The sequence below is a fragment of the Lacisediminihabitans changchengi genome (assembly GCF_016634425.1).
Taxonomy (GTDB): domain Bacteria; phylum Actinomycetota; class Actinomycetes; order Actinomycetales; family Microbacteriaceae; genus Lacisediminihabitans; species Lacisediminihabitans changchengi.
Genome location: NZ_JAEPES010000006.1, coordinates 167,256 through 180,496 on the forward strand (window position 1 = coordinate 167,256; position 13,241 = coordinate 180,496).

Genomic DNA, 13,241 nt, shown 5'->3' on the forward strand with positions numbered 1-13,241 from the left:
CAAGGAGATGCAGTGCCCACCACGCCCCCACTCTCACTCCAGCTCTACACGGTGCGCGAAGCACTCGAGCACGACTTCGACGCGACCATCGCGCGCGTCGCCGCCATCGGTTTCCGCCACGTGGAGCCCTTCAACTTCGTTGCAACGGCGCCGAAGCTTGCTGCAGCCCTCGCCGCGAACGGCCTGACGGCTCCGAGCACACACTTCAACTTCCTGGCCGCGGGCACCGATCTCGACGAGGTCTTCGCGGCGGCCGCGGCGATCGGCATTGCGACGGTCATCGAGCCTCACGTGCCGCCGGAGCGATGGGCCAGCGCCGACGACATCCGCGCGATCGCCGCCGAGCTGAATGCCGCCGTCGCGGTCGCGGCCCGGCACGGGGTCCGCATCGGGTACCACAACCACGCCTTCGAGTTCGCGAACGAGTTCGAGGTGCAGCCAGGGATTCGGCAGACCGGCTACGAACTGTTTGCGGCGAACCTCGACCCCGCCGTCATCCTGGAGCTCGACACCTACTGGGCCGCCGCGGGTGGTCAGGACGTTCCGGCGTTGCTGGCCCGCCTCGGCGACCGCGTGCGCTTCATCCACATCAAGGACGGGCCGATCGAGGACGACTCCAGGTCGCAGGTCGCGGTCGGCGCGGGCATGATGCCGATCTGGGACATCATCGAGGCGGCGAAGAGCCTCGAATACGGCGTCGTCGAGCTGGACGACACCGAGGGTGACATGTTTACCGCGGTCGAAGACAGCTACGCCTACCTCACGGGGACCGACAAGTGAGCGGCACGGGCGCGGTCGGCATCGGCATCATCGGTGCCGGCGTCATCAGCCGCCAGTACCTCGAGAACCTGACCAGCTTTCCCGACATCGTCGTGCACGCAATCGGCGACCTGTTCGAACCGGTCGCCGCCGAGCGCGCCGCCGAGTTCGGCATTCCACTGTCTGGGGGGCCGGATGTCGTGCTCGCGCATCCCGACATCGAGATCGTTATCAACCTCACCATCCCCGCTGCGCACGTCGAGATCGGACTCGCCGCGGTCGCGGCGGGCAAGCACGTCTGGGCGGAAAAGCCCTTCTCGCTCGATCGGGAGAGCGGCCTCGGTCTGCTCGCTGCCGCAGCGGAAGCCGGAGTGCGGCTCGGCTCCGCGCCCGACACCTTCCTCGGCGCCGGCCTGCAGACCGCCCGCCGCATGATCGAGCGCGGCGACATCGGTACACCCCTGACCGCCCTCACCCTGATGCAGTCGCCCGGCCCGGAGTCGTGGCACCCGAACCCTGCCTTCCTGTTCCAGGAGGGCGCCGGCCCGCTGTTCGACATCGGCCCGTACTACCTGACCACCCTCACCCAGACGTTCGGCTCGGTCGACCGCGTCGCGGCGCTCGGATCGAAGTCCCGCGAGACCCGCGTGATCGGGTCCGGTCCGAAAGCCGGCGAAGAGTTCGACGTCACCGTACCGTCGCACGTGAGCGCCATCGTCGCGTTCGAGGGCGGTGAGTCGTCGCAGAGCATCTTCAGCTTCGACTCCGCTCTCGATCGCCACGGCTTCGTCGAGGTGAATGGTACGGAGGGCACTATCGCCTTTCCCGACCCGAACAACTTCGACGGCGAGATCAGGCTCCGCCACCGCGGCGACGACGACTGGACCGTCTTCCCGGCCGTCGGCGCCACGACGACGCGCGGATCGGGCGTGCTCGAGATGGCGCGCGCCATCCGTGCCGACCGTCCGCACCGGGCCACCGGTGAACTCGCCTACCACGTGCTCGACACCATGGTCTCGATCAGCGAGTCGATCGACACGAGGTCGTTCGTCACCGTCGAGAGCTCAGTCGCGCCGGTTCCCGCCCTCCCCGAGGACTGGGATCCGACCGCGGCGACGCTGTAGGACGAGCGATGACGCTGCAGCGCCCGCTCGGGGTCGCTCTGATCGGTTATGCCTTCATGGGGCGCGCGCATTCGAACGCCTGGCGGCAGGTCTCCGCCGCGTTCGACGTTCCCGCCTTCGAGCGACGCGTGATCGTCGGCCGCGATCCCGAGCTGGTTGCCGAGGCGGCAGGTCGACTGGGCTGGGCGGAATGGGCGACAGATTGGCGCACGGTGCTCGAGCGCGACGACATCGACATCGTCGACATCTGCACGCCCGGCAACCTGCACGCCGAGATCGCCATCGCAGCGCTCGCCGCGGGCAAGCACGTGCTGGTCGAGAAACCGCTGGCCAACACCCTGGCCGAGGCCGAGGAAATGGCGGATGCCGCTGCCGTCGCCGAGCGCGACGGCATCCGGAGCATGGTCGGGTTCAACTACCGTCGGGTGCCAGCTCTGGCGCTCGCCCGCCGGTTGGTGGCCGAGGGTCGTGTGGGCGACATCCGTCAGGTGCGGGTGTCGTACCTGCAGGACTGGCTGACGGATGCCGACGCCCCCATGAGCTGGCGCCTGCGTCGAGAGACGGCCGGCTCCGGTGCCCTCGGCGACCTGGCGTCGCACGCTGTCGACCAGCTGCAGTTTCTGCTCGGCGAGCCGGTCACCCGGGTCTCGGCGACGACGAACACCTTCGTCCCGACCCGCCCGGGGCCGCACGGGATCGAGGCGGTCACCGTCGACGATGCGGTGTGGGCGACGCTGAGCTTCGGGTCCGGAGCGATGGGCAGCCTCGAGGTCTCGCGTGTGGCGACCGGGCAGAAGAACGCGCTGTCGGTGGAGCTCTACGGCTCAGCCGGAGCGCTGCGCTTCGATCTGGAGCAGATCAACGAGCTGTGGTTTCTCGACGCGACCGAGCCGATCGAGACGCAGGGTTTTCGCCGCATCCTGGTGACCGAGCCCGAACATCCCTACGTCGACGCCTGGTGGCCGCAGGGGCACGTGCTCGGCTGGGAGCACTCCTTCGTGCACGAGCTGCGTGACCTGCTCGTCGGTATCGCCGACGGCACCCCGGTCAGGCCCTCATTTGCGGAGGGTCTCTCGGTGCAGCGGGTGCTCGCCGCGATCGTCGCCAGCGCAGACGATGCAGGGCGTACCGTCGACATCGCTTCCATCAATTCCGAGGAGTCCCCGTGAGTCAGCACGACACCCATCCCGTCACCCTGTTCACCGGGCAGTGGGCAGACCTCACCCTCGAGCAGGTTGCCGAGCTCGCCAGTGGCTGGGGCTACGACGGGCTGGAGATCGCGGCATCCGGTGAGCATCTGGATGTCTGGCGCGCGGCCGAAGACGATGCGTACCTGCAGGAGCGGCTCGACATCCTCGACCGGCACGGTCTGAAGGTCTATGCGATCTCCAACCACCTGAAGGGCCAGGCGGTCTGCGACGATCCGATCGACTTCCGGCACCAGGCGATCGTCGGCTCGCGGGTCTGGGGCGACGGTGACGCCGAGGGCGTTCGGCAGCGCGCGGCCGAAGAACTGAAGCTCACCGCGAAGGTGGCCCGTCGTCTGGGTGTGGACACCGTCGTCGGCTTCACCGGGTCGAAGATCTGGCAGTACGTCGCCATGTTCCCGCCGGTGCCCGCCTCGGTGATCGACGGCGGTTACGAGGACTTCGCCGCCCGCTGGAACCCGATCCTCGACGTCTTCGACGGCGAGGGTGTTCGGTTCGCCCACGAGGTGCACCCGAGCGAAATCGCCTACGACTACTGGTCGACCGTGCGTGCGCTCGAGGCCATCGATCACCGCGCGGCCTTCGGACTCAACTGGGATCCCAGCCACATGATGTGGCAGAACATCGACCCGGTGTCGTTCATCACCGACTTCGCCGACCGGATCTACCACGTCGATTGCAAAGACACCCGGCTGCGCCCGAACAACGGACGCTACGGCGTGCTCGGTTCGCACCTGCCGTGGGGCGACCCGCGCCGCGGGTGGGACTTCGTCTCGACCGGGCACGGCGATGTCCCGTGGGAGGACTCGTTCCGGGCGCTCCGGTCGATCGGCTACGACGGACCGATCTCGGTCGAGTGGGAGGACGCCGGCATGGACCGGCTGCACGGCGCGGCCGAGGCCGTCGGTTTCGTGCGGTCGCTGCTCTGGAAGACGCCAACGGCATCCTTCGACGCCGCGTTCAGCAATCAGGACTAGCGGCTGCGACTATCGGCTACGGGCATCCCGCATCAGGTGCAACACCTGGTCGGCGAGGCGCACCAGCTGGTAGATCTCGTTCTCGTCGCGGTCGATCCAGCGGCACTCCGGCTCGCTCGAGATCGGCACGAAGTCGTCGTGCTGCTCCCAGACCAGCAGCGTGCGCTCGGCCCCGAGCACATACTGCTGCCACCAGATCTGGCGCAGATACGAGCGCGGGATCGACTTCCAACGCGAGCTCGTCGTCTTGATCTCGGCGAGCTCCAGGTGACCGGATGTCCGCAGCGCGAGCCCATCGGGGGTGGCGAGATGCTCGGTCTCGCCGGCCGCGTGGAACAGCGCGTCACTGGAGACGATGCCGTGATTGCGCTCCACCCAGCGGGCGATCTCCGGCTCGCGAGCCCGCCCGTGGTCGGTGTAGGCGTTGCCGCCGAATCCGTAGCCGAAGAGTTTGTCGTTGGCCACGGATCGAACGGATGCCGGCCCCGACAGGCGGGCGACATCCGTTGCGGTGACGCCGCGGCTGCGCGCCTTCAGCCAGGCCACCCGGTCGGCGGAGCGGGCGACGATGCGGTCACGGTGATCCGGCGCAGGCTCGTCCCAGAGGTCGAGGGTGGGCTGGATCACGGTCACCCGTCCATTGTCTCCCGCACTCCCGGCATCCGCCGACGCCCCGCGGCCTGCTGGGTTTCGATAGGCGCCCTCGGGTTGACGCTCGGGCGCCACTCACCCGGCGGAATCGCTACTTGCTCGCGGCGGGGCCGCGGCCGAACCCAGTCTGGCCCTCGGCGACCGAGGTGGCCTTCACGTCTCCGCTGCTGTCCTTCTCACCGCGCACGATGATCGTGTCGCCCGATTTGAGGTCGCTCACCGACGACTTCTCGGTGGTCGTCACCGTGGTGTCGCCCGAGGTGGTGACCTTGACGGTGCTTCCGTCCTGGGCCTTGATGGTGATGGTGTCGCCGTCGACCGAGGTGATGGTTCCGGCCGTGAAGCCGCCAGCGCCGCCAGGACGTTGACCGCCCGGGCCTCCGCCGTTCTGCCCGCCCTGGGTGCCGGGTCCGCCCGGCCGACCGTTCTGGCCGCCGAAGCCGCCGTAACCGCCCTGCCCGGTTCCGTTTCCCGGGCGGGTGAACCCGGCCTGCTGGCCGCCGTGGTTTCCGCTGTTCTGACCGATGAGGATGCCGCCGAACAGCCCGATCACGAGCGCGGCGACGACGGCGAGCACGGGGGTGATGAAGCGGGTCCAGCGCTGGGCCACCGGGGCCGCGGCAGCCGGCGGTGTCACCGGCGTAGTGGGCTCACCCGCGGGCGGGGTGTTGTCGGGAATCGTCATGATGGGTCTCCGTTGGCGTTCGTAGTGATTGGGTCAGAAAATTGAGGTGCGGGCCAGAAAATCCGCGGGTTGGCCAGGTCAGTTGTTGCCGCCGGGTGGCCGAGCGCCGGTCCCCCCGCCAGCGCTCCCGCCAGTGCCACCGCCAGCGCCACCGAACCGACCGCCAGCGCCCCCGCCGAAGCCGCCGCCGCCGAACCCGCCTGTGCCGCCGAAGCCGCCACCGAACCGGGTGCGTCCCGTCCCGATGCCACCGTTCGTGGTGCTCGGCGCGGTCGAGACGCTGCCGATGACGACCTTCTCGCCCGCGCTGAGTCCCGAGGTAATGACGGTTCCGACGTCGCCGGCGATCCCGAGCGCGACCGTCTTCTCGGTGGTGGTGCCATCGCTGCCGACGACCTTCACGGTCGAGACTCCGTTCGCCGTGGTGATTGCGGCGTTCGGCACGTACAGGACGGCAGATGTGGAGGTCTGGGTAGTGATCGACACCCGTGCGGTTTCGCCGAGCCGCAGTCCAGTCGGCACCGATGTCAGGGCGACGGTGGTCGCATAGGTCACCACGGAGTTGCTCGTCGTCGCGATCGGCGCGATCGCGGTGACCTTCGCTGGCGCGGTCTCGGTGCCGAGCGCCGGGAACAGCACCGTCGCATCCTGCCCCACGGTCACCTTGGCGATGTCGGCCTCGGCGATGTTCGCCGTCATCGTGAGGGTCGAGGTGTCGGCGACGGTGACGAAGCCGGATGTCGCACCACTCGATGCCGTCCCACTCGGGGTCACCGCTTCGGCTCGGCTGCCAGCCTGGGTGGTCGCGCCGACCGACCCATTCACTGCCACGACCACTCCCGCGATCGGGGCGGTGAGGGTGGCGGAGGAGAGGGCTGCGGTCGCGGCGTCGTAGGCGGACTGGGCGGTGACGACCTGCGCCTGCGCGGCGCCGAGTTGGCTCGAAGCGCTGGCAACGGCGCTCGCTTTGGCCGCAGCGGCCTGCGCGGGAGTAGATGACGAGGCCAGCGATGACGAGGCCGGTGATGACGAGGCCGGTGATGACGAGACCGGTGCTGACGAAGCTGGTGCAGACGAAGCTGGTGCAGAGGAGGAGGGTGCGGCCGAGGCTGGCGCTGACCCCGTTGCCGGTGCCGTTGCCGTGGTCGCGGTGACCTTCGAGGCAGCGGTGACGGCGGCCCGGGCATCCGTCACCTGCTGTTCGGCACCAGCGAGTCGGATGGCCGCCGCGGTCTGTGCATTCTGCAGCGGTGTGGCGTCGATGGTTGCCAGCGTCTGGCCGACGGAGACGGTGCTACCGACCGAGACGGCGACGCTGGTGAGCGTTCCCGAAACAGCAAAAGACGACGTCACCTCGTTGCCGGGGGAGAGGGATCCGATGGCGGTGATCGTGCTGCTGACGACACCTTTCTGCACCGTGCTGGTCAGCTGCACGGTGTTCGCATCGGGGCCGGATGACGCAGTCGCGCTGCCGAACGGATGCAGAACGATGACGCCGGCGACGAGCGCTGCGACGACGACGGTGCCGAGCGCGATATTGATCGCGAGCGGACGGGAGATCCTCATGTTGTGAGGGTGACAAGAGAAGCTATGTAATTCATAAGGACGGGCTTCGTGTTGGCCGATGCGAAACCGCCCGCGACGACCTTTATTTCGAGGCCGGCGCGGCTCCGGCGCCGAACCCGATGTCGCCCTCGCGCACGGTGGTGGCCGTGACGTTGCCGTCGCTGTCCTTCGTGCCGGAAACGGTGATGGTGTCGCCCTTCGCCAGGTCGCTGACCGAGGAGGTCTTCGAGGTCGTGACCGTGGTGTCGGAGCTGGAGGTGACCTTCACGGTCGAGCCGTCGGTCAGCTTCAGGGTGATGGTGTCCCCGTCGATGCCGGTGATGGTGCCGGCGGTGAAGTTGCCGCCCGCGCCGCCGGGCCGGCCGGCGCCTCCCTCCGCGCCGCCGACCCCGCCGGCGAAGTTCCCACCCTGCGCCTGGCTGGTGCTGCTCGAGGTGCCGTGGCTAATCAGGATGCCGCCGAACAGTCCGATGGCGAGGGCGGCGACGGCGGCGAGGGCCGGGGTGATGATGCGGCGGAAGGTGCTCTTCTGCGCGGGGACCGCCGGGGTGACCGGAGTGGGGGTGCCGGACTCGGCCGGGGGAGTGGTGTTCGTCATGATCTGCTTCTTTCTGATTGGTCGGGAGGTCAGATGGCTCGAAGAGCCTGGATGGGCCGCATGCGGGCGGCGCGGGCTGCGGGATAGACGCCGAAGAACACGCCGATCGCTACCGAGACGCCGAGGGCGAGCGGGATCGAGTAGCCGAGGATCACCGGTTGGGTGCCGTTAATCTGCCAGTGCGTTCCGATCACCGCGCCGATCACACCGAGTACCCCGCCGAGCAGGGTGAGCGTGGCGGCCTCGGTGAGAAACTGGCCAAGGATGGCGCCCTGCGTCGCGCCCAGCGCCTTGCGGATGCCGATCTCCCGCGTGCGCTCGGTAACGGTGACGAGCATCACGTTGGTGACGCCGATTCCGCCGACGAGCAGGCTGATCGCGGCGACCGCCCCGAGCAGCACGGTGAAGCTGGTGGCGCTCGCCGCGGCCGTCTCGAGCAGCGAGCTCTGGTTGGTGACCGTGAACGGCTCGTTGCTGGTGTCCGTCACGCCGAGAAGCTGGTTGAGCATCACGGTGACCTCGCCCTCCGCTGCCGTCACGTCATCCGAACTGGTCGCCAGCACTGTCAGGGTGCTGACCGCGCCATAGCCGGTGTACGACTTCCGGATGCGCGTGATCGGGGCGACGACTACCGTGTTCGGGTCGGTGAATCCCGAGCTCGACTGGGTGGCCAGGATGCCGACCACGGTGAAGGAGGAACCGTCCACGGAAATCGTCTTGCCGAGCGCCGAGCCGGTGGGATAGAGGGTGGTCGCGAGCTCGGAACCGATCACCGCAACCTTGGCGGAGGTGGTGACATCCGCCGCGGTGAAGGCCGCGCCCGAGGCGACCTTGGCGGTCGACACGTCGAAGTATTGTGCGGTCGAGCCGATCACCGAGACGTCGGTGGACGAGGTGGTGGTGGATGACACGGTGAGGCTGGTGCTCACCTGCGGCACGACCTCCTTCACCTGCCCGAGTCCGGCGCTGGCGAGCTGATCGGCCACCGTCGTGGTGATCGTCTTCACGCTCGACCCCGCGGTCGACGCGGTCGTGGTGCCGCCCCCGCCACCCCCGCCGCCGGTCTGGCTGGGGCGCACCGTGAGCGTATTCGTGCCGAGGCCCGCGATCGCGTTCTGCACGGTCTGTGCCGAGCCATTGCCGACCGCGAGCAGCAGGATGACCGAGCCGACGCCGATCGTGACGCCGAGCAGCGTGAGCACCGAGCGCAGTTTGTTGGCCGTGACGCCGCGCATCGCGGAGCGGAGGATCTCGAAGAAGCTCACTGGAGGACTCCTGCAGTGCTCGTGTCGCGGACGATCAGTCCGTCGCTGATGGTGATGATGCGATGGGCGCGCTCGGCCACGTTCTCTTCGTGCGTGATGATCACGATCGTGCGCCCGGCATCCGCCAGCGAGTCGAGGATGTCGAGGATCTCCTCGGTCGACGCGCTGTCGAGGTTGCCGGTGGGTTCGTCCGCGAGCACCAGCGTGGGGGAGGTGACGAGCGCGCGGGCGATGGCGACGCGCTGCTGCTGTCCACCGGAGAGCTGCTGCGGCTGGTGGTCGGCGCGATCGGCCAGCCCGACCAGCGCGAGCGCCTCGAGGGCCAACCGGCGGCGCTCGGCGCGGCGCACCCCGCCGTAGATCAGCGGGAGCTCGACGTTCGCGAGCGCGGTCATCCGTGGCACCAGGTTGAAGCTCTGGAAGACGAAGCCGATCTCCTCGTTGCGCACCTTGGCGAGCTCGCGCTCGGTGAGGCTGCGCACGTCGTGGCCGGCCAGCTCGTAGACGCCATGCGAGGCGATGTCGAGGCAGCCGAGCAGGTTCATCAGCGTGGACTTGCCGGAGCCGGACGGGCCCATGATGGCGACGTAGTCACCCTGCGCCACGTCCAGGTCGATGCCGCGGAGCGCGTGAACGGATGCCTCACCGGCGCCGTATACCTGGTGGATGTCGTGAAGCCGCAGAACGGGCGGCCGATCGATCTCGAGGTTCGTCATCAGTTGTTCCCTCCGCCGAAGCCGCCGGTCGGGGCTCCGCCGGCACCGCCGCCTGTGCCGCCAAAGGTTCCCCGGGTGCCCGCGCCCGTGCCGGTTCCTGTCCTGCTCGTCCCGGTAGTACCCGTCGTCCCCGTGGTTCCGGTCGACGCCGCGACAGTTCCGATGACCACGGTCTGGCCGACCTTCAGCCCGGACTTGATCTCCGTGCCGGTGTCTCCCACGACGCCGAGGGTGACCGTCTTGGTGGTGGTGGTACCGCCGGACGACACGACCTTCACGGTGGATGTTCCGTTCGCGGAGGTGATCGCGGCGGTCGGCACGTAGAGCGAGGTGGCCGCGGAACTCGCGGTGGTGATGGTGGCGTTCGCGGTCTGCCCGAGTCGCAAGCCGGTCGGGATCGCGTCGAGCGTGATCGTGGTGGCGTAGGTGACGACCGAGTTGCTGGTGGTCGCCGTGGGCGAGATGGCGGTGACCTTCGCCGTGGCGGTCACGCCCGTGCCGTCCACAGCGGGGAGGGCCGGGAAGGTGACGGATGCCGCCTGGCCGACGGTCACAGACGCGATGTCCGCCTCGGCGATGGCCGCGGTCATCGTCAGCGAACTGACGTCGGCGATCGTGACGAAACCACTGCTCGTCGTTGTCGCCGTGGTGCCGCTTCCGGCGCTCGCCGCGCCGGAGGAAATGCTGCTCGAGGAACTACTCGAGGAGCTGCTCGAGGCGGCGCCGTTGGCGCTGCCGCCGACGGTGCCGTTCACGGCGGTGACGAGGCCCGTGATGGGGGCCGTCAACGTCGCGGAGGCGAGGTTTTCTTTGGCGGTGGCCAGGGCATCCGTCGCCTCGGAGACGCTGGACTGTGCCGAGGTCACCTGTCCCTGCGCTGAGCTGGTCTGGTCTGTGCCCCCGGCTGCAGCGCTCGCCGTCGCGGCGGCCAGACTGCTCTTCGCGCTGCTTAGCTGCGAGTTCGCGGCGGCCAGGGTGTTGGTGGCCGTGGTCACGGCCGCGGCGAGGTCGGTGGTGTCGAGAGTTCCGATCACCTGGCCGGCGGTGACGGTGGCCCCGAGCGTGGTGTCGACGGTGGCGATGGTGCCGGAGACCGCGAAGGATGCTGCGACCTCGCGCACCGGAGCGATCGAGCCGCTCGCCGTGATGCTGCTCGACACCGCTCCCTCTTTCACCGTGGAGGTGAGCTGCGTCGCAGAGGCGGAACTCGTGGCGAAGGGGTTGGCGACGAGAAAGTAGCCCCCGACGAGGGCTCCAAGCGCGACGACGGCCAACGAGGCGTTGACGGCTATGCGGCGGGATCTGTTCATAGTGGCCACCGTGCAGAGCGAACCTATGTAAACCGTATGGACGCGCTAAAGGCCACCCATGAGTTGTGATCGGCTCTTCGAGCGACCAGACGGGTCTCAGAGAAGGTTTGGGCGAAACATAGGCGGTTCATAGAAAACTCGCGATAGTAGGAGAGGTGACCGACAACACTGCACCCGCCACCGCGCTTCCCAAACTCCGCCGTGCCGACGGCTCACCCGTGCGGGTGGTGGTCGTCGACGACGAGGCCACGCTCAGCGATCTGCTCAGCATGGCGCTGCGCTACGAAGGCTGGGAGGTGCGCACAGCGGCCGAGGGCCGCGGCGCCATCCAGCTCATTCGCGAGTTCCAACCGGATGTCGTCGTGCTCGACGTCATGTTGCCCGATATCGACGGCCTGGCCGTGCTCAAGCGGCTCCGCGACGACGGACACGACACCCCCATCCTCTTCCTCACCGCTAAGGACGCTCTGGACGATCGCATCGCCGGGCTCACCGCCGGCGGCGACGACTACGTCACCAAGCCGTTCAGCCTCGAGGAACTCGTGGCGCGACTGCGCGGGCTCATCCGTCGGTCCACCATCGTGGTGGCGGACTCCTCCGACCCGCAGCTGCGCGTCGGCGACCTCGTGCTCGACGAGGAGAGCTACGAGGTGCGCCGCGAGGGGCGGCTCATCGAGCTGACCGCCACCGAATTCGAGCTGCTGCGCTTTCTCATGCGCAACCCGCGCCGCGTGATGAGCAAGGCCCAGATTCTCGACCGGGTCTGGTCGTACGATTTCGGCGGGCGCTCAAGCATCGTCGAGATCTACATCTCCTACCTGCGTAAGAAGATCGACGCCGGTGCCGAGCCGATGATCCACACCGTGCGTGGGGTCGGCTACATGATCAAAGCAGCAGGATGACCTCGCTCGCGAACCGCGTGCGCGCACCGTGGACCCTCCGCCGCCGCCTGGTATTCAGCTTCATCGCCCTCCTCGCCGTCGGCTCGATCGTGATCGGACTGGTCAGCGCCCTCACGCTGCAGGGTGTGCTGATGAGCAAGCTCGACGCGCAGCTCGAAGGATCTTCCCGCCGCGCGCAGGATTTCCAGCAGAATCAGGGGCAGGGCCCGTCCGCCCCGCCGGCTAATTCCCCGGGGGGTCCGGGTCAGAATGTGGAGACGATCTTCGTAGTCGTCCGTGACGGTGTGCTGGAGCGGGCGGGTTATCTCGACCAGATCGGGACCAACCGCACACTCACGGCATCCCAGGTGAAGACGGTGCTCTCCGTGACGGCCGACACTGACGCGCAGACCGTCAACCTCGGCGGCAGCCTCGGCCAGTACCGGGTTCTCGTGACCACGCTTCCCGACGGCGACATCGTCGCCAGCGGCCTGCCGCTCGCCTCGACGCAGTCCACCGTCTATCTTCTGCTCGCCGTAATCGCCGGAATCGTGATCGTGGTTCTCGTCGTCGCCTTCTTCGTCGGACGGTTGCTGGTGCAGATCGCCCTTCGCCCCCTCGAGCGCGTCGTCTCCACCGCTACCCACGTCTCCAAACTCCCGCTCGACCGCGGCGAGGTCGCCCTCGAGGCGCGCGTCCCCGCCTCCGACGCCGACCCGCGCACGGAGGTCGGGCAGGTCGGTGCCGCTATCAACTCGATGCTCGGGCACGTGGCATCCGCCCTCACCGCACGCCAGGCCAGCGAGAACAAAGTGCGCAAGTTCGTCGCCGACGCCAGCCACGAGCTGCGCACCCCGCTCGCCTCGATCCGCGGCTACGCCGAGCTCACCCGACGCGGCAACCACGAGCTTCCGGATGACGTGGTGCATTCGATCGGACGCGTGGAGTCCGAGGCCACCCGCATGACCTCGCTCGTCGAAGACCTGCTGCTGCTCGCCCGCCTCGATGAGGGTCGCGACCTGGAGCGGAACCAACTCGACCTCTCGCGCCTGCTCATCGACGCGGTGAGCGACGCGCACGCGGCCGGCCCCGATCACTCCTGGTCGATCGATCTGCCCGAAGAGCCCGTGGTCATGATGGGCGACCAGCAGCGGCTCCATCAGGTGCTGGCCAATCTGCTCGCCAACGCCCGCGTGCACACGCCCGCCGGCACCGCGGTGACCGTGGCGCTGTCGATGGATGCGGAAAATGCGCTCGTGAGCGTCGTCGATGACGGCCCGGGCATCCCCGACGGCCTGCAGCTGGTGCTGTTCGAGCGCTTCGCCCGCGGCGACAGCTCGCGCTCGCGGGCCGCCGGATCCACGGGGCTAGGTTCGACCGGGCTGGGGCTTGCCATCGTCAGCGCGGTCATCGAGGGGCACGGTGGCACGGTGACGGTCGCAAGTGTGCCGGGGCGCACCGAGTTTCGGGTGACACTGCCGCTCGGCTCCTGATTTCGGGG

General features: G+C 68.5%; 13 protein-coding genes. 6 read left to right on the forward strand and 7 right to left on the reverse strand.

Annotation, left to right across the window (positions count from 1 at the left end):
- Window positions 1-12 precede the first annotated feature (12 nt).
- Genes IV501_RS15810 through IV501_RS15825 form a run of 4 tightly spaced genes read left to right on the forward strand, consistent with a single transcriptional unit; the run spans window position 13 to window position 4,068 of the window.
- Window positions 13-780, forward strand: coding sequence for a sugar phosphate isomerase/epimerase family protein (locus IV501_RS15810; protein WP_200557283.1), 768 nt, complete (start codon window positions 13-15; stop codon window positions 778-780).
- Window positions 777-1,883 (forward strand): Gfo/Idh/MocA family protein, encoded by a 1,107-nt coding sequence (locus tag IV501_RS15815; protein WP_200557284.1) that lies wholly within the window; start codon window positions 777-779, stop codon window positions 1,881-1,883. Before IV501_RS15810 ends, IV501_RS15815 begins: the two co-directional genes overlap by 4 nt.
- 8 nt (window positions 1,884-1,891) lie before the next feature.
- Complete coding sequence (locus IV501_RS15820) at window positions 1,892-3,052, forward strand: Gfo/Idh/MocA family protein (protein WP_200557285.1); 1,161 nt, start codon at window positions 1,892-1,894, stop codon at window positions 3,050-3,052.
- Window positions 3,049-4,068 (forward strand): sugar phosphate isomerase/epimerase family protein, encoded by a 1,020-nt coding sequence (locus tag IV501_RS15825; protein WP_200557286.1) that lies wholly within the window; start codon window positions 3,049-3,051, stop codon window positions 4,066-4,068. Before IV501_RS15820 ends, IV501_RS15825 begins: the two co-directional genes overlap by 4 nt.
- A gap of 9 nt (window positions 4,069-4,077) precedes the next feature.
- Here IV501_RS15825 and IV501_RS15830 read toward each other — a convergent pair whose 3' ends face one another.
- The 7 genes from IV501_RS15830 to IV501_RS16460 form a co-directional block, all read right to left on the reverse strand.
- Window positions 4,078-4,701: a YqaJ viral recombinase family protein gene (locus tag IV501_RS15830; protein WP_200557287.1), complete on the reverse strand. Its 624-nt coding sequence runs from the start codon at window positions 4,699-4,701 to the stop codon at window positions 4,078-4,080.
- 109 nt (window positions 4,702-4,810) lie between these two features.
- Window positions 4,811-5,404: a DUF5666 domain-containing protein gene (locus IV501_RS15835; RefSeq protein ID WP_200557288.1), complete on the reverse strand. Its 594-nt coding sequence runs from the start codon at window positions 5,402-5,404 to the stop codon at window positions 4,811-4,813.
- Between the two features lie 78 nt (window positions 5,405-5,482).
- The gene (locus tag IV501_RS15840; RefSeq protein ID WP_200557289.1) at window positions 5,483-6,970 is read right to left on the reverse strand and encodes an efflux RND transporter periplasmic adaptor subunit; all 1,488 of its coding nucleotides are present in this window, start codon (window positions 6,968-6,970) and stop codon (window positions 5,483-5,485) included.
- 82 nt (window positions 6,971-7,052) lie between these two features.
- Window positions 7,053-7,568: a DUF5666 domain-containing protein gene (locus IV501_RS15845; RefSeq protein WP_200557290.1), complete on the reverse strand. Its 516-nt coding sequence runs from the start codon at window positions 7,566-7,568 to the stop codon at window positions 7,053-7,055.
- Window positions 7,569-7,597: 29 nt separating this feature from the next.
- Window positions 7,598-8,833, reverse strand: a complete 1,236-nt coding sequence (locus IV501_RS15850) for an ABC transporter permease (RefSeq protein WP_200557291.1) — start codon at window positions 8,831-8,833, stop codon at window positions 7,598-7,600.
- A complete protein-coding gene (locus IV501_RS15855) occupies window positions 8,830-9,549 on the reverse strand; it encodes an ABC transporter ATP-binding protein (RefSeq protein WP_200557292.1) in 720 nt (239 codons plus the stop codon). The genes IV501_RS15850 and IV501_RS15855 overlap by 4 nt, the downstream gene beginning before the upstream one ends.
- On the reverse strand, window positions 9,549-10,859 hold the full coding sequence (locus IV501_RS16460; RefSeq protein WP_200557293.1) for an efflux RND transporter periplasmic adaptor subunit: 1,311 nt from the start codon (window positions 10,857-10,859) through the stop codon (window positions 9,549-9,551). Before IV501_RS16460 ends, IV501_RS15855 begins: the two co-directional genes overlap by 1 nt.
- 155 nt (window positions 10,860-11,014) lie before the next feature.
- Here IV501_RS16460 and IV501_RS15865 point away from each other — a divergent pair, with 155 nt between their 5' ends.
- Both IV501_RS15865 and IV501_RS15870 read left to right on the forward strand, forming a co-directional pair.
- A complete protein-coding gene (locus IV501_RS15865; RefSeq protein ID WP_307812357.1) occupies window positions 11,015-11,761 on the forward strand; it encodes a response regulator transcription factor in 747 nt (248 codons plus the stop codon).
- On the forward strand, window positions 11,758-13,233 hold the full coding sequence (locus tag IV501_RS15870) for a sensor histidine kinase (RefSeq protein ID WP_200557294.1): 1,476 nt from the start codon (window positions 11,758-11,760) through the stop codon (window positions 13,231-13,233). Before IV501_RS15865 ends, IV501_RS15870 begins: the two co-directional genes overlap by 4 nt.
- Window positions 13,234-13,241: the final 8 nt, after the last annotated feature.